This window comes from Pseudomonas sp. MH9.2, assembly GCF_034353875.1.
GTDB lineage: Bacteria > Pseudomonadota > Gammaproteobacteria > Pseudomonadales > Pseudomonadaceae > Aquipseudomonas.
This window is the reverse complement of the sequence record NZ_CP133784.1, coordinates 4,782,877-4,808,888: the sequence shown is the minus strand read 5'-3', so window position 1 is coordinate 4,808,888 and position 26,012 is coordinate 4,782,877. Positions and strand designations below refer to the sequence as shown.

The following is a 26,012-nucleotide window of genomic DNA, read 5'->3' as shown; positions in this document are numbered from 1 at the left end:
TTTCAAATCACAGCGGCGACGTCAGGTACGAGCCTCACGCCAGGACTCGATTAAGAACACGAAGGTGCTTTGCACGCGGCTGATCAAGGTCGCGTCATCGATTTCGCCAGCCATCCAGGCCCGACTCGGCGCCTGAAAGATCGTCCGCCCCACGGCAAAACCCCGGCAACTACTGCTGTGGCGAGCTTGCTTGAAGCCATTTGCCAACGCTTCGACAGGCGCGTTCAAGCCCAGCAACACCACTCCTCGGCAATAAGGATCACGCTCACGGATCAACTCATCGAGTTGCTGCCAGACCTCGGCGGTCTGCGCTTCGATCTTCCACCAGGCGGGGAAAATGCCCAGGTTGTACAGGCGTTTCAGCGCGCGATAGAGCACATCGGGATGGCGGGACAGGTGATCTTTGGGCGGAATTATTTCCAGTAGCAGCTCATGCCCGCTGACGTGTGCGGCCTGGTACAGCCCCATGAGCTGTGCCTCTTGCTCCAGACGCAACAGCGGCTCGTCATCGGGATGAAATTGCACCAGGCACTTGATGATGTGTTCCTGAGGCCAGCTCAGCAGATTGCTGCCGATGGAGCGACCATGTTCGAACATCAGCGGCCGTGAGCCCTGCACCTCCACTGGGCGGGCGACCCACCAGCCTCGACCGGTAGCGGCGTTTAGTGAATCCTGCCCAAAACGCTGATCAGCCAACACCCCGACATCGGCGTCGATGCCCCGCTGTTTCAAATCAATTTCGACCCGCTCCACTGCCTGAATAAATAGCTGTTTGAGCTGACTGATGCTGCTCAGGTCACGACCCGCCTTCTGGGCCAGTTCCACCAGTTGCCCACGATGATCGAAGGCAAAGATAAACAGCTGCTTCCATTGTTTACGCGGCACGCTGACTTGATGCAGGCGCTGCAGCATCGGGTCCTGGTCCGGGCGAGTAATCGGCACCGGGCTGTTGAACAGATAATCAAGTTCCGCCGGGGTCGGCATGGCGGGTGCGCAGGCATGCCGGGACACCACCAGACCACCGCAGGCATTGGCCAACTGGCAGCAACGCTCGTCGCTGGCATCGTTCAGCCAACCACTCAGATAACCCGACATGAAAGCGTCGCCAGCCCCCAGAACGTTCAGTACTTCAACCCGCACGCCGGGGTAGATCGCGCCATCTTCGAGGCAGGCCGGAATTACCCCGTGAATCACCGTACAGCCTTGCGGGCCGAGCTTGACCACCAGTGTCGCGGCAGTCAGTCCACGCACCGTGCGCAACGCACTGAGCAGGTCGCTGCAACCGCCAGCCATCAAAAACTCTTCTTCGGTACCGACGATCAGGTCGAAGCGCGGCAGAATTCGCTGCACATGCCGGCTGACCTTTTGATCAGCGACGAACCGGGTTTCGCCATCGGCTTTGCTTGCCAAACCCCACAACACCGGGCGGTAGTCGATATCGAGGATGCGTTTGACGTTGTGTTTTTCGGCGTAATCAAGTGCCTCGCTGCTGGCCTTGAATACCTGATCGGTGGAGAAATGGGTGCCGGTGATCAACAGCGCTTTACTGGAAGCAATCAGCGTTTCACTGATGTCCTCGCTGCGCAGCGCCATGTCTGCGCAGTTTTCGCGATAGAACACCAAAGGAAAGGTTTCGCGGTCCTTGAGACCCAGCAGAACCAGGGCGGTCAAGCGTTCCGGATCGACCTTGACCCCGCTGACGTCACACCCTTCCCGGACCAGTGACTCGAGAAGGAAGCGGCCCATATGGTCGTCGCCGACCCGGCTGAGCATGGCGGATTTGAGCCCCAAACGAGCCGTACCGAATGCGATGTTCGCCGACGAGCCACCGAGGTATTTGGCAAAACTGCTGACATCTTCCAACCGTGCACCGACCTGCTGCGCGTAAAGATCGACGCCGAGGCGTCCGAGGCAAATCAGATCCAGTTGACGCCCACTGGCAAAACGAGTCTGGCCCATGCTGGCTCCTGTTATTTTTATCAGCCTGCGTTGCGCGCCGAGGTTGCGCGAAACGCTCTTGGTGGGTGCAGACTAGAACGTCTGTCGACGCCGATCAATATTTATTCTATAAATTTTTTATTTAGAATGTTTTTTCCAATGCGCGTTAGTGTAAGGGCACTTCGTGCTAAACAGACGAGGATATAACTCACAACCCCTGTAAACTGCACAGTCTATTGTCAGGGGCACAGAGCCGGTTCTTTCGGCGCGCAATGCCTTATAAGAGCAAGCCAGAAGGATTGAATCGTATGCCCAGCACTGATCAGCACGCCTTGCCCGAAAACAGCGCCGACATGCCTCCAGCGAACGCCAAAAGTCTGCTCAAGCTGATCACCACTGAATACGAAAACTTGCCGCGTCAGCTCAAGCGCATTGCGGCCTACATGAGCCAGCAAAGCGACCGAATCATGGTCGACCGCATCAGCGATATCGCCCGCGAATGCGAAGTGCATCCGTCGGCCATCGTGCGGTTTTCCCAGCGGTTCGGTTTCAGTGGCTTCAGCGAAATGCAGGCGCTGTTTCGCGAGGCCTATACCCACAAGACCACTCCGGTTCAGAACTACCAGCAGCGCATCCGCAGCATGATCGCCAACAAGTCACAGAAAGCCAGCGGCGGCGACCTGGCACGTGACTGTGTGAATGCCACGCTGTCCGGGCTGGAGCGTCTGGGCGCAGAACTGGATGATGAAGCCTTCGATAAAGCGGTTGATCTGGTGGTCAACGCCGACAATATCTATGTGGTTGGTGTGCGTCGGTCCTTCGCGGTCGCCGATTACTTGGTGTACAACCTGCAGCACACCAACAAGCGCATCCACCTGATCTCAGGCCTGGGCGGCAGCTATCGCGAGCAAATGCGCAGCGTGCGCGCCAACGACCTGGTCATCGCCATCAGCTTCACCCCCTATGGCAAAGAAACCCAACACTGCCTGCGTATTGCCCAGCACAATCAAGCCAAGACCCTGATCATCACCGACAGCAACCTCTCCCCTCTGGCCAAACGCGCCAACGCAATACTGCTGGTCAACGAAGGCAGCTCCTTCGCCTTTCGCTCCCTGAGCGCAACGCTGTGCTTGTGCCAGGCGTTGTTCATCGCCGTGGCTTATCGGCTGGAGTTGAAAGTCGATCAGATACATGAGCAGGTAGGGTTTGAGGATTAGGCTCGAGCAACGGCCGACAGGTTCAGGGCGCACTTTATTCACGACCCCTCCAAAACAACAGCATGCAATTCAAATGACTATAAGCTGTACAAAAATAAAATTTCGTACAACTAATTACAGCTTTTTAGACCAAAATACGTATGATGGCCTTCTAGCATAACCCCATGTAAGAGGGCTTCTGTTCGCCACATTGGCTACGGACCAGGCGCTTTTACCCATGCCTTTTTCCTGAGCCAGGTGCAGCATGCTATTTTCCTCACGTAAAAAAGCTATACATGACTTGCAGCAAATCATTGCCCAGCAAGCCAGTCTGCTGCAGGCCATCGACCGCTCCATGGCGGTCATCGAGTTCGACTTGAATGGCACCGTGCTCAGCGCCAACGACAACTTTCTCAATACCCTGCGTTATCGACGAGAGAGTGTGATCGGTAAAGAACACCGATTGTTCTGCACTTACGAGTACGGTCACAGCGACGAATACACGCAGCTGTGGTCACGTCTGCGGGCGGGGGATTTCGTGTCCTCGACTTTTCGCCGCGTCGCAGGCGATGGGCAACCTGTCTGGCTCGAAGCCAGTTATAACCCGGTCAAGGACGCCATGGGCAAGGTGGTAAAAGTCGTAAAATATGCCCTGGACGTCACTCAGAAAGTCCAATTGGAAGCTGAGGCGCGAAACAAGCTTCAGGCCATCGACCGCTCCATGGCAGTGATCGAGTTCGATCTGGATGGACGCATTCTCGCCGCCAATGGAAACTTTCTGAAACTGGTGGGCTACACCCTGACTGAACTGCTAGGTCAGCATCACCGAATGCTGTGCCCGCCCGAACTGATCAACAGTGATGAGTACGCGAATTTCTGGCGATGCTTGAACACGGGTGAGTTTTTCAGTGGCCAGTTCAAGCGGGTTGGCAGGCGCGGCCAGACCCTCTGGATGGAGGCCAGTTACAACCCGGTATACGACGCCAGCGGCAAATTGTGGAAGGTGGTCAAATTCGCCTCCGATATCACCGCACGCGTCGAACAACATGAACAGGATGCGCGTAGCGCCGCGCAGGCATTTCACATTTCGGTCGAGACACAAAAAGTCACCGAGCAAGGCTCACAAGTGATTCAGCAGGCCGCCAGTGAGATGCGCCAGATATCCCTGAATATCGAAAATTCCTCCCGGATCATCACCCAGTTGGGTGAACGCTCGGACCAGATCAGCGCCATCGTCAATACCATCCGCAGCATCGCCGACCAAACCAATTTGCTGGCCCTCAATGCAGCCATTGAAGCCGCTCGGGCTGGAGATCAGGGTCGAGGATTCGCAGTGGTTGCCGACGAAGTCCGGCAACTGGCAGGGCGTACCAGTCGCTCCACCGCAGAAATATCAGACATGATTCAGGTGATCCAGAGCGAAACCCAGTTGGCCATAGACAGCATGAACAATACACGGGCCACCGCAGCCAAAGGTGTGGAACTGGCGGATCAGGCCGGCTCGGTCATTGTGCAAATCAGCGACGGTACAAGCCATGCCGTGGATGCGGTGAGGATGTTTGCTCATCAGGATGTGGCGCGCTGAAAACAAGCGCTTCAGCACCACTGAACAGCTCCGCTCATCGGTTGCTTATCTCATTCGTTAAACCTTTTAGGGTCCATGACTTCAAACCCTTTGTGAGGTGCCAAGACCTCGCCGCAGCACGCATTCATAGCGCGTGATCGGTTAGCCTTACCGAGCCTTGTTGTTTATCCGTCTGAGGTACTCAAGCATGAAGCGCTATTCTTCTATCCTTCGAGTGACCGGTTTTGCTCTGTTGTTCGGTATGGCCTGCGCGCCTGCCTATGCGGCTTACCCGGCGGTCTTTGTTGACCATGCCTCGGCCAAAAGCATGGCAGTAATCCAGACCAGCCAACTGGCGCTGGAAAAAAGCCAATCCGAGGATGTGAAAAACTTTGCTCAACTGATGATTAAGGACCACACCGACGCCAACCAGAAACTGGCCACCGTCGCTAAAGCATTGAAGGTACCGTTGGCGCGCGAAACCGAGCTGATGGATCGCACCAAGAACATGATTCTTCAGTACCGCGGTGCGTCGTTCGACAACGCCTACGTCAGCAACCAGGTGAAGGCGCATGAGGCCATCATCCAGTTGTTTGAAGATGAAGTAAGAACATCGCAGACGCCAGCACTCACTGCCTTCGCCAAAGAGACATTAATCACGTTGCAGGAGCACCTGAAAATGGCGAAACAGCTCCAGGCTAAATACAACGAGTGAACTCAACCCGCTGCACGCGCCTCACAGGCAAACCAAGCACTCCACATGGCCCTACTCAACAGGCTCATACGCGGTCGAAGCCCTTTTCGCCTTCTCTCGACTGCCGCAGATACTCATCTGGCACCAGCGTCGACGACCATTTTTCGAGGTATCGAGAAACAGCCAGTCGCAGGCAAGGGTTGAACAGAGCTTGAGCCGGGCCAACTCTGGAGATGTTAATAATGAGGCTGCCTGCACCGCCAAGCGACCGATCAGGCTTGCTATCACTTCTTCCAGCGTGTGGCTACGACACCACACCCATGTCGTAGCGCCCTCCACCAACGCCAATTGACGGTAAGGCGCTGCATCCACCAAGGCTTTATTAAGGGAATCAAGGGCTGCGGGAGTTATCCGGTGCCCCTCGGCAATAGGGAAAAATAACCCATATAGCTGTTCGCGAAACGCGATCATCTGCTGATAAGCATTGTTCTGCTGATAAGACGAAGCCGGGATCAATGCCAGAAGATGGTCGCGTTCAGCCGTACTGATCAAGTTCGCATGCTGAAACCAATAAATGACGTCCTCCAGGGTCAACAAGCTTTCGGCAACTTCGCCCAATGACGTTCCTGGTCGGCGGCCATTGCAACTGTTTAAAAAATCCAGCACCGCCATACCCCCCACCAAGCGAAGCGAATGTATGCTCATAAGACGAAGAGGCATGGCGAACTCCTGTCACTGTTTAAAAAACAATAATGACAGAGAAAAACGGCTTGCCAATTATTTTAGACGGGGCGTTCCAATGTGATGCCGAACGGTTCGGTCAGCCCCGCAGACGCGTGCACATCCATGACACGATGATATCCACTGCCTCCTCGACGGTCACACAATCAGACGGTATATACAGTTCAGGGCATACCGGCGCCTCATAAGGGGAGTCGATCCCTGTGAAGTCACGGAGTTGCCCGTTCCTGGCTTTGCGATACAGCCCTTTAGGGTCCCGCGCCTCGACCACGCTCAAGGGCGCATCGACAAACACTTCGACGAATCGATCATTGCCAATGATCGAGCGAGCGTGATGACGTGAGACCGAGGTCGGTGAGATCAGCGCCACAATCACCATTAATCCCGCATTGACCATGAGTGCAGCAACTTCGGCAACACGACGAATATTCTCAGCGCGGTCATCCAGGGTAAATCCCAAATCTTTGCACAGACCGGTCCTGAGCGAATCACCGTCGAGAACGCAAGAGGGGCAACCGGCGGACTGCAGCACGCTGTACAACGCACCGGCAATAGTCGACTTTCCTGAAGCCGACAAGCCGGTTAACCACACGACAACGGAGGCCTGTTTGAAGTCGGTAATGTCAGGCTCGCTAACGGTGGAAGAAAAAAAGTTAAACGTCGAAGTCGAGCCCACGCACTGAGTTTTCATGAAGCACCGTCCCTGGTTTAGAGGCCAATCATTGGTAATGGATCAGTCGCTTTGGCGCACGTTAGGCAGCATGGCGACCACCACCAGTTGCACCAACAGAAATATTGAAATGAACATGTAAAGGGGGGCGAACGAGCCCAGTACATCTTTGCAAACCCCACCCAGAAAGTTGCCGCACACCCCGCCTAGTCCAATCAGCACATTGGCGATCCCGAACGCTTGGGTCAGACGACTGACACCCACGATCTGGCCGATATACGTAGGCACCAGGCCGAAAACCGGATAGAACGCCAGGGCAAAAAGAAAGCCGGCAACATAAAAATAGCCCTCACTGTTGAAGTGATAGACGCAGAGGCTCGCCACACAGGCGCTGGTGAAACACAGGATCAACGCCAGACGAGCGCCGATTCGATCAGCGATCCAGCCCACCAGAAAGCCGGCCGCCATACCCACCGCTCCAATAGTCGACCAGACCAGGCCTGCGGTGGAGGCGGAGATGCCGAGTTCCTCGCGCATGAACGGGGCCAGGTAGGTTTGAAAGGGCAGCAGAGTCAGGCCATTGAGAAAAGCAACCAGCCACATCAAATAGAGGGGGCCGCTCAGCCATTCCTGATCGCTCGGCTCGACAACCGATTCCTTACTCGACGGAATGGCCGGTGATGGCGTGTTGCGCAGTAAGAAGTAAGCCAGGACGCATAACCCCAAGGACACCAGGCCAGCGGTCAGCCAGATATTTCGCCAACCACCCTGCAAGGTGAGTGAGCTGACCAGCAAACCGTTAATGAACACCCCGTAACTGGTGCCACTGGAAATCAGCCCCATGACGCGCGCGCGCTTGTTGGCCGAGAAGCTTTTGGTCACGATCTCTGCCAGCGGGATATAGGCCGATGCTGAACAGCCGCCGAGCAGTATCAACAACGCACCCGACAACCAGATGTTGTTGCTCATGGCCAGACCCAATAGCGACAGGGCTGTGACGAGGGTCGAATAGAGGCTTATTTTCCACCCCTGGAAAAATCTCCCGAGGTAGCTGGTCAGAACCGAAAAGCTCAAAAACCCTACCTGCGCGCCCCCGGTTATCAGGCCCACGGCGGTATAGCCGAACCCCAGGTCACGGCGCATATCGACCACCAGACTGGCGAACAGGTACACGCCAAAACCATAAGTGCTGGCGACAAAACCTGTCAGCACGATTGCCAGAACGACCCCATTGACGCCCGGAGCCCGTGCATCTATCGCGTAGGTTGTCATTGATCTTTCCTCTCGAAGTTGATGTTCTGCCGACGATTGAATGCCTGTTACAGCGCGATGGCCGTATGAACAATGAAATCGCTGTTCATGGCATCGTAAATCGGTTTGAAATCACCGTAGGATCGGGGCTGACTGAACGCTGCCTGCGCTATTTCATCGCTCAGTTGCTGGGGAAGAATGGGGTAAACCCGCAACCGGAAAGTGGCGCTATCACTGAAGGTGTACACGAACTCGCAAACATGGTCGTTCACCTCGCCGACGCTCACATGAGCGGTTTTACCGCAGTAGTAATACCGACCAGACGTCTTGAACTTACCAGCCCGTATAGCCTGAAAGTTGCGCTGATCAATGATCAGCAAACCACCCGGGTTCAATAGACTTCTGAAACGCTGAAGCACCTGATGTCGCGCCGTGTCATCGAACACGTGACACAGCGAGCTACCCAGACAGACCACGGCATCGAATTTACCCAGGACCTCGCTGTCCAGCTCCAGCCAATCGGATTGGCGAATAGGAATACTCAAACCATGCCGACGAAAATTGACTTCAGCGCGCTTGACCATCGTCGGGCTGCCGTCACAGGCCACCACATGAAACCCCGCCTTGCGCAACTGCACCGCGTGAAAACCGCTGCCCGTGGAGACATCCAACACCTTGAAAGCACCCGCCTTGCGCAGCAGATCGATGAAAAAAGTGCCCTCACCTTCGGATCGCTTTTGCCAATCGATCAACTCGTCCCAGCGACTGACAAAGTCATCGTCGTATTGATGAGCATAATCGGCGTCGGGATAGGCGCCGGAACCTGCTTTGGCTTTGGCGTCGGGAGCGTTAGTGCTGGCAGCATCATCATCTGTCACGGTAAACGTGGACATGGCTTGATTCCTTTCAAGGGGGGCGGTTACCAGGCTCTATCAGCGTAGGCTTTGTATTTGTGTGCCAGCTCGACGGACCACTGGCGTGCATCGTGAAGTTCCATTTTGGGCATGGAGAAGCCCAGCAGCGTCTCCATAACGGCCATCTGTTCCGACTCGAACGTCACACTGGCGTCGGCTTTTATCGATTCGATACCGTCTTGGCGTTGACAGCTTCGGTTGATCTCAATGGCGTCAGCCCGGGAAACACCGCGGGGCAGTGAAAGCTGCACCCGACCCAGGCCAATTCTCACTGGATAACCACCCGGCAGGCCGTTTGGGCCGGGCGCGTGTGCTTCCACTTCGTCAGTGGAGAGAATATTGCTGATTACCGTGACCGCCGAGGCTGCTGTCAGAAACTGTCCCGCTACCCCTCCCAAGCGCCGAAAGTCCGTACGGACACACCGGAAAATCTCGGCATCCTGGAATTTCCCCGTCTGGTCGACACCCTTGATGCGGTAGGACAACGTGTAGTTGGCCTCACTCGGCAAACCACCGCGGGGCACGTAATGACTAAAGTAATGCTGTGCGATGAGTTTGACCTGGACCTGATCCGCGGTGCACTCGTCGAGTTTGGCGATCGCTGAACGTATCGCCGGGACAAGATTGGCTACATTGCCTATGCCGACATCGGGTGCCATGCCGACCTTGTCCAGCACGACGTTGACCGCATCGGGAAACGCAGCATTGATGGTCACTGACCTGACACAGGACTGTTTCACCGCACGCATCAAGTCGTATGCGGGCACGAGGTGCATCGGTAGCCAGGGGCCAAACTGCGCTTGATCCAAGGCAACGAAAAAAGGCGTGGGCAGCTCGGTGATTATTCGCCATGACTGCAAGGTCGCGCAGTTGACGATGATATCGGGCCTGATCTGAGCGATGGATGCGGCCGTCCTGGAGATATCGCACAGATCCATCTCGATGGGAGTGATTGAACTGACCACGCCCAGTTGCAATGCACCGAGACGTATCAGGTTGCACAACCCCGTGGTTTTCTCCAGATTCCGGCTAGCAACGTAAACGTGAAACGTGTCACGCGGGGCCAGAATCTGCAGGATCTGCAGACACAAATTGCCACCCCCGACGATGAGTAATTTTTTCCTGTGCATGGCCGTCTCCTGTTGTTTTTTATTCGCTATCGAGGGTAGGCGCCGTTATCCACAGCAACGATTTTCCCGGTCAGGTGCCGGCTTTTTTCTGACAGCAAAAAAACGATCACATCGGCCACGCCAGCGGGAGTGATCGGGTCTTTGATCACCTCTTGGCGCTCGTATTCTTCTCGTCGGTAATCGGGGATCATGGCGTGAATTGCCGTTTCGCGAACCAGGGCCGGCGAGACGGCATTCACCCGGATGTAAGGAGCGAAGTTCCAGGCGTTGGCTTTGGTCAAGCCGATCACCCCTGCTTTGGTAGCACCGTATAACGCATCACAACTGCCGACCTCTCCCGCCACCGAAGTGATGTTGACGATACTGCGAAATGCTTTGGATTCCATTTCCCCTTCTGCAAAGTCTTTGGACAGGTACACCAGAGCTTTAAGATTGACAGTCCAGATTTCGTCGATTTCGCTATCGGTATAGTGATAAACACTTTTGCCGTGATACAGCCCCGCGTTATTGATCAGCGCGTACAGCGACGTGTGCTTCTTATACAAACCAGGAATGAACGATTTGATCGTGGTGAATTTGGAAAAATCCGCGAACTGAATCTCCAGCTGCTCACACCCGACTTCCGCGGCCAGGCACTCAAGCCCGCCCCGGTCCTTGTCTGCGGCAATCACGTAGAAACCTTCGGTAATGCATGCCTTGACCGTCGCTTTGCCAATGCCATTAGCGGCACCGGTGATCACTACCTTTTTCATCAGGATTACCTCAGTGGGTGAACTGATTCATGCGTTCATAAAACGGCCGGTGATAGTCGTAATACGCCATTAATCGAGGGATACGTTTTAGCGCGTCAGCATCAAAGTCCGAGGCCGGGGTCGCGGTTATCCCCGTGCTGTTTTCAGCGTCCTCATGCCAGCGCCTCCACGGTAGCCATTGGGGTGGGCAGGCCTTATTCCAGTTGAGGGCCTGAGGCAAATACTCAATTTTCAGGTGCTCGCACAACCTGCGTACTGTCGCCTCGGGGTTGCGGGCCAGGTCATCGGCATTGATGACGTAGGGGATTTTTCCGGTGAGTCTGGTCACCTCACAGAACACTTCATAAAGTGCTTTATGCCCAATGGCACTGAGGGGCATCTCCGGAAAAATAGCGAAATGCGAAAGGATTGAACGACCCGGCTCGCGAATAATGAATATGTTCTCTTGCTCGATCAAAAACTCCCGGTCTGTCTTTAGCTCACGGAGGCAGTGGTAGCACATGTCTTTATGGAAGACGTGGCTGCGCTCGCGTGCCGAACGCAATAGCGCTTTGATCGCGACATAGGTTGTGGGCAGCCCGCAATCGAGGTTGTCCGAAGGGATCGCGGAGTGGTCATCGAAAGCCATATGCGCAAAGGGTTCGTGAAACACTTCAAAATCCCTGCGTTCGATAAACACACGCTCCAGCACAGTTGAGCGTGATCGAGGGTGAGCCCAGAGCGCGATCATTTTGTTCATGCTGAAGCTCGCAACAAAACAGCCTGATCGGCGGTCTGTCCGGACCGAGACACGGCTCCGGTGAAAGGCACGCTCCTCGGCAGCGCCTGGCTTGCCCCCTGGATGAAGTCCGACAGCCGCTGATGTGCAAAAACGGCTTCACTATGAGCGCAGATAAATGCCGGGTGATGGGCAAAATCGCGGGCAGCGATAGACTCTTCAAAACGAGCATCGCGGAAATAAGGGATCTTCATCAACTTATAAAGAACCGCGCGAGGGACGCGCGAAGCCGAAGGTTGTACCGAACAACCGATGTTTTCGCGCTGCACCAGAAACTCAATAATTTCCGGCGTCAGCGTGTAGCAGGTTTCACGCTCCCCGGTTTTTTCCAGGTGCCAGCAACGACTGATTTCGCCGGGCATACGGTCAACCTTGATGCTGGAGATCAACAGTCGGGCCGGGCTATTGGACCGCAACAAAAGGGCCTGAATAGCGTGATAAATCGCTATTTCTGCCCAGCGCTTATCCACAGGCGTCAGCTCAATCCCGCGCTCACGGGCTTGCGTGTCCAAGAGTGACTCGGCGCCAAACCGGCCGATCATGAATGTAATCACGTAGCGTGCGCCGCTCACGTCCGTACCGTTGTGCAAAGCAGCTGCCTGACCCAGACGAATGGCCCTCAGGCAGGCAGCAAACTGCGAAACGGTGAAACAAAACGTGTTGTTGATTGAGCACCCTTGCGCGACCAGTTGTTCGATGGCGCCATAACCGGCCTGACTACCCGGAACCTTAATCATTACATTGGGGGCGATTTTCGTCAGCGCCAGCCCATGCTGGACCATACGTTCGGCGCAATGAATGTCATTGACGTCGACCTGAGCCGAGAACCAACCCTGGCGGTGCCAGGTTTGTTGCCACAACGGGTTCAACAAAGATGCACCTTGGGCAATCAACTCGGTATAGAGCCTGTCCTGAACGTGCGCGGCGCTGAGTGTCTGACTCAGTGCCTGAATGCGCGGCACCCACATTGACGATTCGTCGATAATAGCGGCGGTGACCAGCCGGGGGTTAGTGGTCACGCCACTGACCCCAGACGGACTGCAGGAAAACAGCTCAGGTAACAATTCATTAATGTAATCGCTAACAGTCGGATAGCGGTGCAATAACTGTTGTTTGAACGCCGAGTAGCCTGTTGGAGAAGAGTCCCACCACACTTCGGAGTTGGCATTAAAACTTTTTAGAAGGCGAACAAAATCCCGGTCGTCCATGCTAATGATCTCCTTCGTTATCGAAATGGATTCACGCCATCAAGCCATGCAGTTGATTCATTCTGGAAAAGGTCACGGCACCCGCCTTTTTCAGTTCGGGATGTCGATCAGGAGGACCGAACCCCAACACCCGTATCCCGGCAGCCACCGCGGCCTGAACACCGGGAATGCTGTCTTCTATGACCAATGCCCGATCAGGATTGACGCTGTTGCTCAGACACGCTGTCTGAAAAACCAGCGGATCAGGCTTCCAGGTACCCACGTCGTAACAGCTGAAGACCTTGCCTTCAAACCAGGGCCACAAGCGGGTCAATTTCAAACACTGTTCGATCTTCGAACGCGGTGCGCTAGAGGCCACACACAGGCGAGTATTGAGGCTCGACACCAGATCAATAATGCCTTCTGTGGCCTGCAAATCGGTTGTATAGAGACTTAAGGCCTGCTCCCTGAGCACGGTTTCAAAATAGAGTGGCAGCACGGTCGAATACTCATCCTGAAGTTCATCAAGACACGTATTGATCTTGCGTCCTCTAAAACGTCGGATGCAGTCGTTGATCTCCAGCGGAGGCCACTCGGGACGTCTATCGAGCAGGTGGGCATTGAATAACTTTGCCAATACGCTGAGGGTAATTTCTTCGCTCTGGACCAACACGCCGTCGCAATCAAAGATGATCAGGTCAGGCAGGTTTTCAATAGGTAAGGCGTCAATAATGCAAGGGGTTGGAGTGATGTCTTGAGCATGACCGTAAGTGTGCATGTCCATCCCCGTTGACCGTCAGCCAATGTAACCGTTTAGAAACACAGATTGGATCCAATATTAAAACCTGTCAAAGGTGTTTTAGTGGCTCTTTAAGCACGAATATGAATTAAAAATATATTTTAATTCCCATTATTCAATTAATTTGATTAAGCCACTGATATATAAAGCATTTAGCTTGGCGCGGAAAACTTCCAATTACCCATATGAATAGCATGGATATCGTAAAACACTCGTTCGCTTATGATTTATATCCCCGTATACGGTCTTAACGTTCAAAATAATTCATATACGACATGATCCACGGCCGTCTGCATGAATAGCCGGCCTGCTGCTTCGGTCAGAAATCCAGCGTGGCGCGAGCAATCAGCTGGCGAGGTTCGCCAATGACGATGGCTGGCGAACCGAGACCACTGCTGGACACGTAATAGCGTTCGTCGAACACGTTTTTCAGGTTGAGCTGCAGCGTCAGGTCACGGTCTTTAATCTTCATTTTGTAGCTGACAAACGCATCGGCCACGGTCGAAGACGGCAAGTAATACTCGATGCCAGCACCATCGTTCACCCCCCAGCGGCTGGCGTAACGGGCGCCCGCTCCAGCACGCAAGTCGCCCACACCGACATGGCCAAAGTCTCGGGTCAGGTACGCCGCCGCGGTGTGTTTCGACACACCGTCCAGGGGAGCACCTTCCAGGATCGGGTCTTTGAGCACCTCGGTGTCGGTGTACGCGTAGCTGCCAGTGATGCTCCAGAACTCGTCGAGCTGGCCGGTGATGTCTGCTTCAAGGCCACGGGACCGCACCTCGCCGGAGACCCGGGTGCAGATTTCAGTGCCGCAGGCTTCGCTGGTCTGCACGTTCTTCTTGTTGATCGTGAACAGCGCTACCGTAGTGGTGATCGCGTCATTTTCAAACTTGGTGCCAAACTCGTAAGCCTTGCCTTCTTCAGGTGGCAAGTCACCAATCGGCGTGGCGATCGAGGTGTTGGGGCGAAACGATTCGGTGTAGCTGCCGTACACCGACCAGTCAGGCTGAATCAGGTACACCAGCCCTACACGCGGCACGACGTTGCTGTCCTTGACGTCGGCACTGGCGGTGTTACGCAGCAGATCACCCAGATCCCGCTGGTTATTCATGTAGTCGGCGCCAATCAATACTTCGTGCAGCGTATCGCCCCAGTACAACTTGCCCAAGGTATTGACGGTGGCGGTATGGGCCGCCTGCACCGCATCGCGGGTCGCATCGGCGCGCCGGGTCACCAGACCGGTGTCGTTATTGGCCGACATGAACCGCGATTGATTGTCGTTGTAATAGTTGCGGCTGTAGCCGTAACCGGTATTGAGCGTCCAGCTGTCGTTCAGGCGATGCTCCATACGCAGGTCCACCGAATCCGAACGCCCGGCGGTGACGTTGAAGGGTTCGTCCAGGCGTCGATTGCGCGGGATGTCGAGCACCTTGCCGGTTTTCGGATTGATCTGCGTGCCTCGGTCGAATGGCACCGAATATTCCATGTGTTCGTAGGCGATAGAGACCTTGGTGTCCTCGCCATACCAGGCCAGCGACGGCGCAATCACTGTCTGATCGATGCTGCCGAAATTGCGCCAGTAATCGACGTTCTGTTTGTCGGCGATCAACCGGTAGGCCAGACCGCTATCGCCCAATGGCCCGGTGAGATCTATCTGCTCGCCTCCGCCACCAAAGCTGGAGCCGAATGCAGAGATCGAGTGAGCGGCTTCCAGCTGTGGCTTTTTGGTCACCACGTTGATGATCCCACCGGGGTCCTGCACGCCATACAACATCGACGCGGGGCCTTTTAGTACCTCGATACGCTCGGTGGTGGGCGTGAAATTACGCGCCTGCACTGATTGCATGCCGTCGCGCATGATCGAGTTGTCCCGGTTGGTGCCGAAACCGCGTTTCTGGATCGCGTCCTGAGTGCCGCCCAGGGTGTTGCCCTGTTTGACCCCGCTGACGGCATTGATCGCTTCGTCCAGACTCGCCGGCTGGCGGTCTTCGATGACCCGGTTGGTGACCACATTTACCGATTGCGGGACCTCCACCAGGCGCTCATCGGTGCGGGTAGCGACCGTGGCGCGCCGTGCCTGATAGCTTGTGCGGCTGCGCTCAAGTTCCTCGGCTTCGAGCGATTGAGCCTTGGCATCGATGTTTACCGCCTCAAGCTGCATCTCCTCGGCAAAGGCCATCGGCGCACTCAAGGCGCACAGCGTGACTGTCGCCGTGTACAGATTGCGCAGTCGATACGACAGAGGCGCAACCGCTGTCGACACGGGCACATAACAACCGGCTTGATGCTTTGTCATGAATAAACCAGAACTCTCGAATAGTGCTTTCGTTACATGGTAACGAATCTTATTCTCATTACTGATTTACTGAAACGTTTTATCCCACTGAATTCCAAAATATTTTCTGATGATCACATCAATGCAAGTCATCCCCCCCTGCAGGAGCTGTGACTCAGATAAACCCGCCGCTCTAAACCTCCATGTCCAGCAACGCTGCCCCTAGCGCCTTCCCATGGGCATCCAGTGCCAGGGACCGGGTCACGCCGCCGCGCAGGATGCCGGGCAGGACGAAGTTCAGGGCATGGACATTGGGCAACTCATAGCGCCGAACGGGGCCTGCCGCCGGGTCGAGCAACTCGGCAAACCAGGCCGTGACGCGCTCGACGCTTAGCGCCTGACACAGGTGTGGATAGTCTTCGGCACGGTAGGCGATTACCGAAATATTTGAGGTGTCGCCTTTGTCGCCGGTACGGGAATGCGCCAACTCTCGCAGCTTGACGGTACTCATAAGGCATCCTCCAAATGGATTCGTGGGGTGACTGCATCACGGGGCAGGTACAGCGACGCAACTGCCACCACCTGACGAACGCTTTTGCTTGCCCCGCCACCGCCGCAAGGACCGTTGGTGTACAACGTTTCTACTTCATTGCCGACTCGCACCGCTTCGGCCCGATCAGTACAGCGCGCGGCCACCCGCAAACGCACTTCCCACGGTTCGCTGCTCGTACGTGAACCTAGCCCGGCCCCGTGCAGTGCATCGACGCCAATCAGTTCGGCGCGCACTTCGTCGTAGATCACGCCGGTCAGTTTCAACCGTTCGAGCACAACCTCACGGGCCAACTGTGCCCGGGCCACAGCCCCCGGCCCGCCATACGCGATCTGCCCTTCGCCGATCCAGCCATCGAGATAGCCCACCGACACCTTCAAGGTTTCAGGCCTTGGGTGCCCGTCTGCCCCTGCAATACGCACCCGGTCAACGCCCTCGGTGCTGAAGCTGACCGCAGAAAAATCAGCACTGACATCCGGCGTCAGGTACGCCGCAGGGTCGTGCACTTCATAGATCAGTTGTTCGGTGCAGGTGGCGGTGTCAATGCGGCCGCCCGTGCCCGACACTTTGCTGATCACTGCCTGCCCCAAAGCATCCACCTCGGCCAGCGGGAAGCCGAGCCGCGCCAGATCAGGAACATCCTTGTAACCGGGATCGGCAAAGTACCCGCCGCTGATCTGTCCGGCGCATTCGAGCAGATGCCCGACCAATGTGCCGCGACCCAACAAGGCCCAATCATCTTCAGCCCAGCCAAACTCGAACAACTGCGGTGCGAGGAACAACGATGGATCGGCAACCCTGCCAGTAATCACCACATCGGCGTCGGCCCGCAGCGCGTCGACGATGCCTGAAGCGCCCAGATAAGCATTGGCCGAGATCAGTCGTTCACCCAGCGAGCCCAGGCTTGCACCGTTGTCGAGTAACAAGGAAGGATCGGCCTGCAACGCATCGAGCACATCATCGCCGGTCAGAGCGGCGACTTTCAGGCTGTTCAACCCCAGCTCCGCAGCGATCCGCCTGACCTCACGAGCGGCCGACATTGGGTTGGCGGCGCCCATGTTAGTGATCAGGCGCAAGCGCCGGCGATTGCCATCAATGCCACGACCGACAAAAGGCAGCACCCGGCGCATACGCTCGCTCAGCAAAGGGTCGTAACCCGCCTCTGGATCAGCCAGACGGGCCTGCTGTGCCAGAGCAATAGTGCGTTCGGCCAGGCATTCAAAGACCAGATAATCCAGATCGCCCTGCTCGGCCAGTTCCACGGCCGGCTCAATGCGGTCACCCGAGTAACCGGCGCCAGAGCCAATGCGTAAGGTTTTCATGTCAGAAGACTCCCAGGAGCAACGCAGTCAGGGTCATTAACACCGACGCGGCGAACATAAAGGGGATGGTGAAACGCTGGTGATCGGCCAACTCGATCTTGCACAGGCCGACCAACAGAAAGGTCGCCGGCGTCAGCGGGCTGACTGGGAACCCGGTGGTATGTACGCCGAGCAACGAGGCCTGAGCCACCTGCAGCGGGTTGACGCCCAGCGCCTTGCCGACTTCAGCGATCACCGGCATCACACCGAAATAGAACGAGTCTGGATCGAACAGCAGGCTCAATGGCATGGACAGAAAGCCCACTACCGCCGGGATCAAATGACCGTGGCCAGCCGGGATCTGTGCCACCGCCACTTCAGCCATCGCTTTGAGCATGCCACTGCCCTGCATGATCCCGGTGAACACCCCGGCTGCCAGGAGGATGCTGGCCATGGTCAAGGCCGTTTTGGCGTGCGCATCGACGCGCTCCCGCTGGGCGTCGACGTTTGGGTAGTTGATGCACAGCGCCAATACGGTACCGAGCATGAACATCACCACTGGGTCGACCCAGCCAGCAATCATCACGCCCATCACCAACACGGTCAGCAGCAGATTGAGCCAGAACAACCGTGGCCGACGCAGCCCTTCTTCTTCCGCGCTGAGGGTACGCTGGGGAACCACATCAACCGTGACGCCAGCGCCAAGGCCAAGGCCAAGCCGACGCTCTTCGCGGCGACCAAGCAGCCAGGCGCAGGTGAAGACAAACACCAAACCCACGATCTGCACCGGAATCAGAGGTTGAAACAGGTCCGATACCGGCACATGCAACGCCGCCGAGGAGCGCAGCACCGGGCCGGTCCAGGGCAGGAAGTTAACCCCGGCCGCCATCGCCGTGACGCACGCAAGGATGCGCCGGTCCATGCCGAGACGGTTATAGAGAGGGAGCATGGCCGGGATAGTCACCAGAAAAGTGACCGCCCCCGAACCATCCAGGTGCACCAACAACGCCAGTAACGCGGTGCCGGTCACGATCCGTGTCGGTCGCGTCCCTACCGTGTGCAGGATCCGATCAATGATGGGATCAAGCATCCCGGCGTCCGTCATCACCCCAAAGAACAAGATGGCGAACACGAACATGCCCACCACCGGGGCCACGTTCTTGATGCCGGTAATGATGAAGGCACTGGTTTCCAGGCCGAAGCCGCCGATCAATGCAGCAATGATCGGCAACGCAATAAGTGCAACCAGTGGCGAGAGGCGTTTGCTCATTACAGCGGTGAGCAAACAGAGGATGGTGATAACACCGAGCGTGGCGAGCATGGGCAGGGTCCTGTGTGTCATTCCTGACCGCCTGGGGCAGTGGAATGAACCGTTGTTGTTTTCAACGAGTATTGAAAATCGGGGTAATCTTTGTAAATTGAAATGTTCACCGCATCTCGTTCGGAAAAACAGAATGAAGAACTCAATTCAGCATATCCGTGCCTTTCTCGCCGTGGCCCATAGCGGCAGCTTTGCCAAGGCGGCAGTCGCCTTGCATCTGTCGCCTTCGGCGCTAACCGTGCAGATTCAACAACTCGAAGACTGGCTGGGGGTGACACTGCTCGAGCGCAGTCCGCGTCAGGTCAGCCTCACGGCGGCCGGGCAGAAGACCTTGGGGCCGATGGAAAAACTACTATTGGACCTGGACAACATTGTTGCCGGCTCGCGGGATTTGGCGGCGCTACGCCGAGGTGTGGTGACCATCGCGGCCCTGCCCTCGATCTGCTCAGGCGCACTGCCTCCAGTACTGAAGCTGTTTCGCGAACAGTTTCCCGGGGTCGAGATACGCCTGCGCGATGTGGTAGCGCAACGTATCGACGCACTTGTGCGTGATGGCGAAGTCGATTTCGGTCTTGGGGTGCGAGCCCGGCTGGGACACGGCCTGGACTTTGAGGTGGTGATGGTGGATCGGTTGTGCCTGTTTATCCCAAGCGATCATCCGCTGGCATCACGCCAATCAGTAAGTCTCTCGGCGCTGACAGGTCAGCCGATGATCCTCACCGGACGCGACAGCAGCGTGCGCGAACGGGTGGAGCAGCTGTTCGCCGAAGAGGGTCTGCACCTGATACCAGGCCTGGAAGCCAACTATATGTCGACAGTGCTGGCCTTGGTCCGCCAAGGACTGGGGATGACCCTGCTGCCGGAGTCCGCCGACGATGGCCGTGGCGATCTGGCGCGTGTGCCAGTCGATCACCCTGGTGTCAGCCGAGAAATCGGCCTTATCACCCGCGCAGGTCAAAGCCTGAGCCCGGCGCCACAGCGGTTTGTAGAGCTGATGAGGTCGGTGCTGGATCAATCAGACCCACTGCCCACGACCTGAACCTAACCTGTACGAGCCTGCAAAAAATCCGAAATTTGAAAAAAATGATATTCTCATTCGGTAATGAGTATCATTATGTTGCAGATTCTCAAACGCGCAACAGCCTCCGTTGCGCATCTGGTTACACGCCCAGCAGCTCTTATTTTGGTGACACATGCTCGTTCCTTTTTTGATCATGCTGCGCGAAGGGATTGAAGCCGCGCTCATCGTTGGCATCATTGCCAGCTACCTGAAACAGACCGGCCGCGGAGAATGGATGCCCGCCGTGTGGATCGGTGTTTTTCTCGCGGCAGCCTTGGCGCTCCTGGTCGGGGGCGGCCTGGAATTGGTCAGCGCCGAATTCCCGCAAAAACAGCAGGAGTTGTTCGAAGGCGTGATCGGCCTGGTGGCCGTGGGCATTCTCAGTTCGATGGTGTTCTGGATGCGCAAGGTCGCACGCTCCATCAAGCACTCATTGCACGCCTCTCTCGATGCCGCACTTGCCACCTCGAAAAATCAGGTTTACGCGCTGATCGCCATGGTGTTTTTCGCCGTCGCCCGTGAAGGGCTGGAGACTGTTTTTTTCCTGCTGGCGGTGTTCCAGCAGAGTGAGGGGACGGCAGCCCCGATGGGGGCCCTGCTCGGCCTGATCCTGGCCATCGGCGTGGGGTTTGCCATTTACAGCGGCAGCATGCGCCTGAATCTGGGCATGTTCTTCCGCTGGACCGGCCTGTTCATTCTGGTGGTCGCCGCCGGGATTCTCTCTACGTCGGTGCAAGCGCTGCATGAGGCCGGACTGTGGAATCACCTGCAAACAGTCGTGTTCGACATCAGCGCAGCGCTGCCAATGGACGGCCCATTAGGCTCGGTATTGGCCGGCATGTTTGGTTATCAAGATTCTCCGACCGTCAGCACCCTGAGCGTCTACCTGATCTACCTGATCGGCGCATTGGTGTTGTTCTTCCTGCCAGCGCCGGGGACTCAATCGGCTAAACCCGTGCTTCGCCAATCATCTTCCGCTACGAACGAATAAGGGTACCCATGTCGAATCTTCCCTCTGGGCTTCCTGAAAAAGCCAGGTCTCATAACGTCTTGCGATTGGCCGTAGTCGGCTCCGTGATCATCATGATCGCGGCCGGCGGGCTGTTCTACTATGCCTCCCGCGCTGCGATGCAAAAGCGCCAGGCTAATAACAGTGCCGAGACCCTCGTCAGCATTCATGCCCACAGCTGTGAGCCGAATGCGTTGACGGTACCTGCTGGACGCACCGCCTTTCGTATCGTCAACCGCTCCGAACGTGCCGTTGAGTGGGAAATCCTCGACGGTGTACTGGTGGTCGAGGAGCGCGAAAATATCGCGCCGGGGCTGAGCCAGGTGATCAATGCCAACCTGATGCCGGGCGACTACACCATCACCTGCGGCCTGCTGAGCAACCCACGCGGCACCCTGCATGTGACCCCCACCGCTGAATCCGACGCCAGCGCAAAGGCCCGGCCATCGATGGTCGCGTTTATCGGACCACTGTCCGAATACCGCGTTTATTTGAGCAGCCAGAGTTCAGCGCTGATCAAGGCCGTTACCGCCTTGCAACAGGCCATCGACGTAGCTGACCTGGATCAGGCACAAGCGGCTTACCTGCAGGCCCGAGTCGTCTATCAGCGGATTGCACCTGCCGCACAGCGCTTTGCCGATCTGGATAACGCCATCAACGCTCGTGCTGATTACTACGAAAAACGCGAACAAGACCCGGGCTTCAATGGCTTCCATCGCATTGAGTACGCCTTGTTCGATCAGCACAAAGTCGATGGCCTGGCGCTGACGGTGCAGCGTCTGCAAACCGACGTCACTGGCCTCAAGCAACAATTGATGGCGCAAACCATGGCCCCCGAGCAACTGGTTGGCATCATTACCCACAACATGCGCTCCCTGGCCGAAGTCCGCAGCAACGGCGAAGAAGAGCGCTACAGCCGTGCTGACCTGAGCGGTTTTGCCGCCAATCTGGAAGGTACACGCAAAGTCATCGACCTGTTGCGTCCGCTGCTGGCCAAGACAGCTGGCGAGCTGCTGCAAAGGATCGATGCGGCTTCAACGGCCTTTGGCGCTGAACTCGACAGCTTGAAAACCGAGAGCGGCTACCGCCCCTACGATCAAGTCGCGAATGGGCAGCGCCAACAGATAGCAGACAGCGCCAAAGCATTGGCCGACGCACTCGATGGAATCGATCCAGCCTTAGGCCTCAAGGGCCTCTAAGCAGTGTCCTTTCAGACCCGTAATAGAACGAAGACCTCATCACTATGAAAGATTCAGATATGTCCAACGCCCCGCTTTCAGCCCAACGTCGCCGCGTGCTTCTGGGACTCGGCGCGGCGGGTGCAGCATTGGCGGGTAGCAGCCTGAGCAGCAACGTTTTGGCGGCGTCCCAGGCGCAAGTCACCGAAGCGCCGCACAGCGAAAAGACCCAGGACCGTAACCTGTTCCATGGCCGTCACCAGACGGGCATTGTCACGCCTCGCCCGGCTGCGGGCATGCTCGTATCGTTCGACGTACTGGCTGCCGACCGCGAAGATCTGGAGCGTCTGTTCCGCACGCTGAACGAGCGTATTGCGTTCCTGATGACAGGAGGCGTCGTGCCGCAGGTCGATCCGAAATTGCCAACGGTGGATTCGGGCATCCTCGGTCCGGTGGTGACGCCGGACAACCTGACCATCACCGTGTCGGTCGGTGAGTCGCTGTTCGACGAGCGTTTCGGCCTGGCGTCGGTCAAGCCCACGCGCCTGATCCGGATGATTGGCTTCCCTAATGACGCGCTGGAGCCTGACCGCTGCCACGGTGACTTGAGCATTCAGTTCTGCTCCAACACCCCCGACAGCAATATTCACGCCCTGCGTGACATCGTCAAAAATCTGCCCGACTTGTTGTTGGTGCGCTGGAAGCAGGAAGGCACCGTGCCGGCTCAGGCCCCCGTCAAACCCGGGCAGCCCGCAGAGAGTGCACGTAACTTCCTCGGTTTCCGCGACGGTTCAGCCAACCCCGATTCCAACGATCAAAAAGCCATGGACTACCTGGTCTGGGTTCAACCCCGCAGCGATGAGCCCGCATGGGCTGTCAGCGGTAGCTATCAGGCAGTGCGGATCATCCGTAACTTCGTCGAGCGCTGGGACCGGACGCCACTGCAGGAACAGCAAGCGATCTTTGGCCGGGTCAAGACCACCGGCGCGCCGATGGATGGCAAGCAGGAGACCGACGTGCCGAACTACGCTGCCGATCCCCACGGCAAGCAGACTCGCCTGGACTCACATATCAGGATGGCCAACCCACGCACCGCCGACACTGAACGCAACCGGATTTTGCGCCGCCCGTTCAACTACTCCAATGGCGTGAGCAAGAACGGTCAGCTCGACATGGGCCTGTTGTTCATCTGCTACCAGTCCGATCTGGAAAAAGGCTTTATCACCGTGCAAACCCGCCTCAATGGCGAACCTCTGGAGGAGTACCTGAAGCCCATTGGCGGTGGCTACTTCTTCACGTTGCCCGGTGTCGTCGGCGATCAGGATTACCTCGGTCGGTCGCTGCTTGCCGCCTCCACACCGACGAAAACGCTTTGACCCACACTAATTTCACCCGGAAAAGTCCCATGAAAAAGTCGCCTCTCGTTGTGATGCTTACCTTTGGCTTGCTCCAGACTCCCTTGGCCGCCTTCGCCGCGACAGCGCCGCTGGACCTGGTGGGACCGATCTCGGACTACAAAATCTACGTCACCGAACAGCTTGATGAGCTGGGTAGCCACACCCAACAGTTCACCGATGCCGTGAAAAAAGGCGACCTGGCCACCGCCAAAAAACTGTATGCGCCGACTCGCGTTTATTACGAGTCCGTTGAGCCCATCGCCGAGTTGTTCAGCGACCTGGATGCCTCCATCGATTCACGCGTTGATGACCACGAAAAAGGCGTGACCGCTGAAGACTTCACCGGTTTCCACCGCATCGAATACAGCCTGTTCTCCGAGAACAGCACCCAGGGCCTGGGCGAACTGGCCGACAAACTCAACGGCGATGTCAAAGACCTGCAAACACGCGTTGCCGGCCTGACCTTCCCACCTGAAAAAGTGGTTGGCGGTGCGGCAGTGCTGCTCGAAGAAGTCGCTGCCACCAAGATTTCCGGTGAAGAAGACCGTTACAGCCACACTGACCTGTATGACTTCCAGGGCAACATCGACGGCGCCAAAAAAATCGTCGACCTGTTCCGCCCGCAGATCGAAAAGCAGGACACGGTGTTTGCCGCCAAAGTCGACAAGAACTTTGCGACGGTCAACAAGATCCTGGCCAAATACAAAACCAAAGACGGTGGCTACGAGACGTATGACAAAGTCAGTGCAAATGACCGCAAGGCACTGATTGGCCCGGTCAACACCCTGGCTGAAGACCTGTCCACCTTGCGTGGCAAGCTGGGTCTGAACTGAGTGAAAAGCAGCTTCAGTATCCAGGAATCCTGAAGCTGCTCCCCTGAAGGCTGCGATCAACTGTGCAGCGGTTGCTTTAACTCCCGCTAAACCAGTTATAGCCCTGGTCTTCCCAGTACCCGCCCGGGTATTCATTGGTCACGAAGAGTTCGACGATGTGCTTGGGATTCTTGAACCCCAACTTGGTCGGCACCCGCACACGCAATGGATAACCATAATCCGGTGGCAGTGCTACTTGGCCGAAATCCAGCGCCAGCAAAGTTTGTGGATGCAGCGCGGTCGGCATGTCCAGGCTTGAGTAGTATTTGTCAGCACATTTGAACCCGACGAATTTTGCCGTGGTGTCCGCGCCAATGTGTTCCAGAAACGTGCGCAAAGGGACCCCGCCCCATTGGCCAATCGCGCTCCAGCCCTCGACGCAGATCAGCCGCGTGATGTCGGTGCGTTGCGGCAGCTTGCGCAAGTTTTCCAGGGTCCAGGGTTGCGTGTCACGCACCAACCCGGACACCGCCAGACGGTACGTGGAAAGATCGACCTCGGGCACATTGTATTCAGGGTAGAACGCATTGAACGGGAACGGACTGGTGACCTTTGCCAGATCGTAGGTCGGCGCCAGACGTTGACCGCTGAACAGCCAGGCCTGAACCCGGTCGTTCCAGCGCGACATGGCCCACAAAGTTTTATCCACAGCATCGTCACTCTCCAGGTTGCAGCCCGTGAGCATCGACATTGCACCGATCGTCAGCCCGGCGCGCAGAAACGAGCGCCGTTGAATATTGATCAATTGGGTCTGCTGCGCCGGTTCCAGGCGCAAACCAGGTGGCCGCTGTTTGGGTTCAGTCATTGGAATTCTCCCGAGTACCACCGGTAATCATCGGCACAAATGTACGTGGCACCAGCAGTACCAACACCAAATGGACGACGACGAATGCACCGATCCCGGCCATGGCGCCAAAATGCACGAAACGAGCGAAGTCGTACCCGCCCAGCAAGCTACACAGCACCTGCAACTGGACCGGCTTCCAGATCGACAGCCCGGACAAGACCACCAGCACGCCCAGCGCCAACACCAGCCAATACGACAACCGTTGCACGGCGTTGTAGCGCCCCTGTTGGTGAGCCAGACGCAAGCGCAGGGCATCCCCCAGATCACGCCTCACCGCGTCCACTGAAATCGGTAACAAATCGCGTTTGAAGTGCTGACTGAACACGCCGTACAACACGTATGCCAGGCCGTTGATCACCAGCAGCCACATCACTGCCAGATGCCAAGCGATGGAACCACCGAGCCAACCGCCCAGAGTTATCTCGCGGGGGAAGCGGAAAGAGAATAAAGGTGAAGCGTTGTAGATGCCCCAGCCGCTCATGAACATGCCAACCATGCCCAGCGCGTTGAGCCAATGCGTAAGCCGCACTGGCCAGGGATGGATATGTCGAGTGCTCATGGCGGTCTCCTGTGGTGTCTGAATCC

General features: G+C 56.7%; 24 protein-coding genes and 1 pseudogene. 9 read left to right on the top strand and 16 right to left on the bottom strand.

What is annotated here, in order from left to right:
- Positions 1-21: 21 nt before the first annotated feature.
- On the bottom strand, positions 22-1,959 hold the full coding sequence (locus tag RHM55_RS22085) for a bifunctional 5-dehydro-2-deoxygluconokinase/5-dehydro-2-deoxyphosphogluconate aldolase (protein ID WP_322178327.1): 1,938 nt from the start codon (positions 1,957-1,959) through the stop codon (positions 22-24).
- Between the two features lie 287 nt (positions 1,960-2,246).
- On the opposite strand from RHM55_RS22085, the gene RHM55_RS22080 reads away from it, so the two are divergent.
- The 4 genes and pseudogenes from RHM55_RS22080 to RHM55_RS22070 all read left to right on the top strand — a co-directional run bounded on the left by RHM55_RS22080 (position 2,247) and on the right by RHM55_RS22070 (position 5,413).
- Entirely contained in the window at positions 2,247-3,155 is a 909-nt protein-coding gene (locus tag RHM55_RS22080) for a MurR/RpiR family transcriptional regulator (RefSeq protein WP_322178326.1), read from the top strand.
- Positions 3,156-3,399: 244 nt separating this feature from the next.
- A pseudogene (locus RHM55_RS26045) lies at positions 3,400-4,125 on the top strand (PAS domain-containing protein); the annotation flags it as partial.
- Positions 4,126-4,137: 12 nt separating this feature from the next.
- Complete coding sequence (locus RHM55_RS26040; RefSeq protein ID WP_416152030.1) at positions 4,138-4,719, top strand: methyl-accepting chemotaxis protein; 582 nt, start codon at positions 4,138-4,140, stop codon at positions 4,717-4,719.
- Between the two features lie 187 nt (positions 4,720-4,906).
- The gene (locus tag RHM55_RS22070; protein ID WP_322178324.1) at positions 4,907-5,413 is read left to right on the top strand and encodes a DUF4142 domain-containing protein; all 507 of its coding nucleotides are present in this window, start codon (positions 4,907-4,909) and stop codon (positions 5,411-5,413) included.
- 51 nt (positions 5,414-5,464) lie between these two features.
- Here RHM55_RS22070 and RHM55_RS22065 read toward each other — a convergent pair whose 3' ends face one another.
- The 13 genes from RHM55_RS22065 to RHM55_RS22005 all read right to left on the bottom strand — a co-directional run bounded on the left by RHM55_RS22065 (position 5,465) and on the right by RHM55_RS22005 (position 19,064).
- The gene (locus RHM55_RS22065; RefSeq protein ID WP_322178323.1) at positions 5,465-6,112 is read right to left on the bottom strand and encodes a CGNR zinc finger domain-containing protein; all 648 of its coding nucleotides are present in this window, start codon (positions 6,110-6,112) and stop codon (positions 5,465-5,467) included.
- A gap of 100 nt (positions 6,113-6,212) precedes the next feature.
- The gene (gene cysC, locus RHM55_RS22060; protein ID WP_322178322.1) at positions 6,213-6,824 is read right to left on the bottom strand and encodes an adenylyl-sulfate kinase; all 612 of its coding nucleotides are present in this window, start codon (positions 6,822-6,824) and stop codon (positions 6,213-6,215) included.
- 42 nt (positions 6,825-6,866) lie between these two features.
- Entirely contained in the window at positions 6,867-8,075 is a 1,209-nt protein-coding gene (locus RHM55_RS22055) for an MFS transporter (protein ID WP_322178321.1), read from the bottom strand.
- Between the two features lie 47 nt (positions 8,076-8,122).
- Entirely contained in the window at positions 8,123-8,947 is an 825-nt protein-coding gene (locus RHM55_RS22050) for a class I SAM-dependent methyltransferase (RefSeq protein ID WP_322178320.1), read from the bottom strand.
- A 26-nt stretch (positions 8,948-8,973) separates the two neighbouring features.
- Complete coding sequence (locus RHM55_RS22045) at positions 8,974-10,098, bottom strand: hypothetical protein (protein WP_322178319.1); 1,125 nt, start codon at positions 10,096-10,098, stop codon at positions 8,974-8,976.
- 26 nt (positions 10,099-10,124) lie between these two features.
- Complete coding sequence (locus RHM55_RS22040; RefSeq protein ID WP_322178318.1) at positions 10,125-10,850, bottom strand: SDR family oxidoreductase; 726 nt, start codon at positions 10,848-10,850, stop codon at positions 10,125-10,127.
- Between the two features lie 10 nt (positions 10,851-10,860).
- Positions 10,861-11,589: a sulfotransferase family protein gene (locus RHM55_RS22035; protein WP_322178317.1), complete on the bottom strand. Its 729-nt coding sequence runs from the start codon at positions 11,587-11,589 to the stop codon at positions 10,861-10,863.
- A complete protein-coding gene (locus RHM55_RS22030) occupies positions 11,586-12,836 on the bottom strand; it encodes a transaldolase family protein (protein ID WP_322178316.1) in 1,251 nt (416 codons plus the stop codon). The genes RHM55_RS22035 and RHM55_RS22030 overlap by 4 nt, the downstream gene beginning before the upstream one ends.
- Positions 12,837-12,867: 31 nt before the next feature.
- Positions 12,868-13,593 (bottom strand): HAD-IA family hydrolase, encoded by a 726-nt coding sequence (locus RHM55_RS22025; RefSeq protein ID WP_322178315.1) that lies wholly within the window; start codon positions 13,591-13,593, stop codon positions 12,868-12,870.
- A 340-nt stretch (positions 13,594-13,933) separates the two neighbouring features.
- Complete coding sequence (locus tag RHM55_RS22020) at positions 13,934-15,796, bottom strand: TonB-dependent receptor (protein WP_322183069.1); 1,863 nt, start codon at positions 15,794-15,796, stop codon at positions 13,934-13,936.
- 289 nt (positions 15,797-16,085) lie between these two features.
- The gene (locus tag RHM55_RS22015; RefSeq protein WP_322178314.1) at positions 16,086-16,403 is read right to left on the bottom strand and encodes a hypothetical protein; all 318 of its coding nucleotides are present in this window, start codon (positions 16,401-16,403) and stop codon (positions 16,086-16,088) included.
- Positions 16,400-17,764: an acyclic terpene utilization AtuA family protein gene (locus tag RHM55_RS22010; protein WP_322178313.1), complete on the bottom strand. Its 1,365-nt coding sequence runs from the start codon at positions 17,762-17,764 to the stop codon at positions 16,400-16,402. The genes RHM55_RS22015 and RHM55_RS22010 overlap by 4 nt, the downstream gene beginning before the upstream one ends.
- Position 17,765: 1 nt before the next feature.
- Positions 17,766-19,064 carry a citrate:proton symporter gene (locus RHM55_RS22005; protein WP_322183067.1) on the bottom strand — a complete coding sequence of 433 codons (1,299 nt, stop codon included), beginning with the start codon at positions 19,062-19,064 and terminating at the stop codon, positions 17,766-17,768.
- 133 nt (positions 19,065-19,197) lie between these two features.
- Between RHM55_RS22005 and RHM55_RS22000 the strand changes: the two genes are divergently transcribed.
- The 5 genes from RHM55_RS22000 to efeO (RHM55_RS21980) all read left to right on the top strand — a co-directional run bounded on the left by RHM55_RS22000 (position 19,198) and on the right by efeO (RHM55_RS21980) (position 24,541).
- Positions 19,198-20,103 carry a LysR family transcriptional regulator gene (locus RHM55_RS22000; RefSeq protein WP_322178312.1) on the top strand — a complete coding sequence of 302 codons (906 nt, stop codon included), beginning with the start codon at positions 19,198-19,200 and terminating at the stop codon, positions 20,101-20,103.
- 154 nt (positions 20,104-20,257) lie between these two features.
- Positions 20,258-21,115, top strand: a complete 858-nt coding sequence (efeU, locus tag RHM55_RS21995; RefSeq protein WP_322178311.1) for an iron uptake transporter permease EfeU — start codon at positions 20,258-20,260, stop codon at positions 21,113-21,115.
- Positions 21,116-21,123: 8 nt separating this feature from the next.
- A complete protein-coding gene (gene efeO, locus RHM55_RS21990) occupies positions 21,124-22,332 on the top strand; it encodes an iron uptake system protein EfeO (RefSeq protein ID WP_322178310.1) in 1,209 nt (402 codons plus the stop codon).
- A 44-nt stretch (positions 22,333-22,376) separates the two neighbouring features.
- Positions 22,377-23,687 carry an iron uptake transporter deferrochelatase/peroxidase subunit gene (gene efeB, locus RHM55_RS21985; RefSeq protein ID WP_322178309.1) on the top strand — a complete coding sequence of 437 codons (1,311 nt, stop codon included), beginning with the start codon at positions 22,377-22,379 and terminating at the stop codon, positions 23,685-23,687.
- A gap of 29 nt (positions 23,688-23,716) precedes the next feature.
- On the top strand, positions 23,717-24,541 hold the full coding sequence (efeO, locus tag RHM55_RS21980; RefSeq protein ID WP_322178308.1) for an iron uptake system protein EfeO: 825 nt from the start codon (positions 23,717-23,719) through the stop codon (positions 24,539-24,541).
- A 76-nt stretch (positions 24,542-24,617) separates the two neighbouring features.
- Here efeO (RHM55_RS21980) and RHM55_RS21975 read toward each other — a convergent pair whose 3' ends face one another.
- Together RHM55_RS21975 and RHM55_RS21970 are read right to left on the bottom strand one after the other, a co-directional pair.
- Positions 24,618-25,385, bottom strand: coding sequence for a molybdopterin-dependent oxidoreductase (locus RHM55_RS21975; protein WP_322178307.1), 768 nt, complete (start codon positions 25,383-25,385; stop codon positions 24,618-24,620).
- Positions 25,378-25,986 (bottom strand): cytochrome b/b6 domain-containing protein, encoded by a 609-nt coding sequence (locus RHM55_RS21970; RefSeq protein ID WP_322178306.1) that lies wholly within the window; start codon positions 25,984-25,986, stop codon positions 25,378-25,380. Before RHM55_RS21970 ends, RHM55_RS21975 begins: the two co-directional genes overlap by 8 nt.
- Between the last annotated feature and the right edge of the window lie 26 nt (positions 25,987-26,012).

Coding starts and splice junctions, on each gene's coding strand:
- RHM55_RS22005 (WP_322183067.1), bottom strand. CDS start 19,064: ATGCTCGCCACGCTCGGTGTTATCACCATCCTCTGTTTGCTCACCGCT.
- RHM55_RS21975 (WP_322178307.1), bottom strand. CDS start 25,385: ATGACTGAACCCAAACAGCGGCCACCTGGTTTGCGCCTGGAACCGGCG.
- RHM55_RS22010 (WP_322178313.1), bottom strand. CDS start 17,764: ATGAAAACCTTACGCATTGGCTCTGGCGCCGGTTACTCGGGTGACCGC.
- RHM55_RS22000 (WP_322178312.1), top strand. CDS start 19,198: ATGAAGAACTCAATTCAGCATATCCGTGCCTTTCTCGCCGTGGCCCAT.
- RHM55_RS22050 (WP_322178320.1), bottom strand. CDS start 8,947: ATGTCCACGTTTACCGTGACAGATGATGATGCTGCCAGCACTAACGCT.
- RHM55_RS22065 (WP_322178323.1), bottom strand. CDS start 6,112: ATGCCTCTTCGTCTTATGAGCATACATTCGCTTCGCTTGGTGGGGGGT.
- efeO (WP_322178308.1), top strand. CDS start 23,717: ATGAAAAAGTCGCCTCTCGTTGTGATGCTTACCTTTGGCTTGCTCCAG.
- RHM55_RS22070 (WP_322178324.1), top strand. CDS start 4,907: ATGAAGCGCTATTCTTCTATCCTTCGAGTGACCGGTTTTGCTCTGTTG.
- efeU (WP_322178311.1), top strand. CDS start 20,258: ATGCTCGTTCCTTTTTTGATCATGCTGCGCGAAGGGATTGAAGCCGCG.
- RHM55_RS22055 (WP_322178321.1), bottom strand. CDS start 8,075: ATGACAACCTACGCGATAGATGCACGGGCTCCGGGCGTCAATGGGGTC.
- RHM55_RS21970 (WP_322178306.1), bottom strand. CDS start 25,986: ATGAGCACTCGACATATCCATCCCTGGCCAGTGCGGCTTACGCATTGG.
- RHM55_RS22040 (WP_322178318.1), bottom strand. CDS start 10,850: ATGAAAAAGGTAGTGATCACCGGTGCCGCTAATGGCATTGGCAAAGCG.
- RHM55_RS22085 (WP_322178327.1), bottom strand. CDS start 1,959: ATGGGCCAGACTCGTTTTGCCAGTGGGCGTCAACTGGATCTGATTTGC.
- RHM55_RS22015 (WP_322178314.1), bottom strand. CDS start 16,403: ATGAGTACCGTCAAGCTGCGAGAGTTGGCGCATTCCCGTACCGGCGAC.
- RHM55_RS22080 (WP_322178326.1), top strand. CDS start 2,247: ATGCCCAGCACTGATCAGCACGCCTTGCCCGAAAACAGCGCCGACATG.
- RHM55_RS22020 (WP_322183069.1), bottom strand. CDS start 15,796: ATGGCCTTTGCCGAGGAGATGCAGCTTGAGGCGGTAAACATCGATGCC.
- efeB (WP_322178309.1), top strand. CDS start 22,377: ATGAAAGATTCAGATATGTCCAACGCCCCGCTTTCAGCCCAACGTCGC.
- cysC (WP_322178322.1), bottom strand. CDS start 6,824: ATGAAAACTCAGTGCGTGGGCTCGACTTCGACGTTTAACTTTTTTTCT.
- RHM55_RS22030 (WP_322178316.1), bottom strand. CDS start 12,836: ATGGACGACCGGGATTTTGTTCGCCTTCTAAAAAGTTTTAATGCCAAC.
- efeO (WP_322178310.1), top strand. CDS start 21,124: ATGTCGAATCTTCCCTCTGGGCTTCCTGAAAAAGCCAGGTCTCATAAC.
- RHM55_RS22025 (WP_322178315.1), bottom strand. CDS start 13,593: ATGCACACTTACGGTCATGCTCAAGACATCACTCCAACCCCTTGCATT.
- RHM55_RS22035 (WP_322178317.1), bottom strand. CDS start 11,589: ATGAACAAAATGATCGCGCTCTGGGCTCACCCTCGATCACGCTCAACT.
- RHM55_RS22045 (WP_322178319.1), bottom strand. CDS start 10,098: ATGCACAGGAAAAAATTACTCATCGTCGGGGGTGGCAATTTGTGTCTG.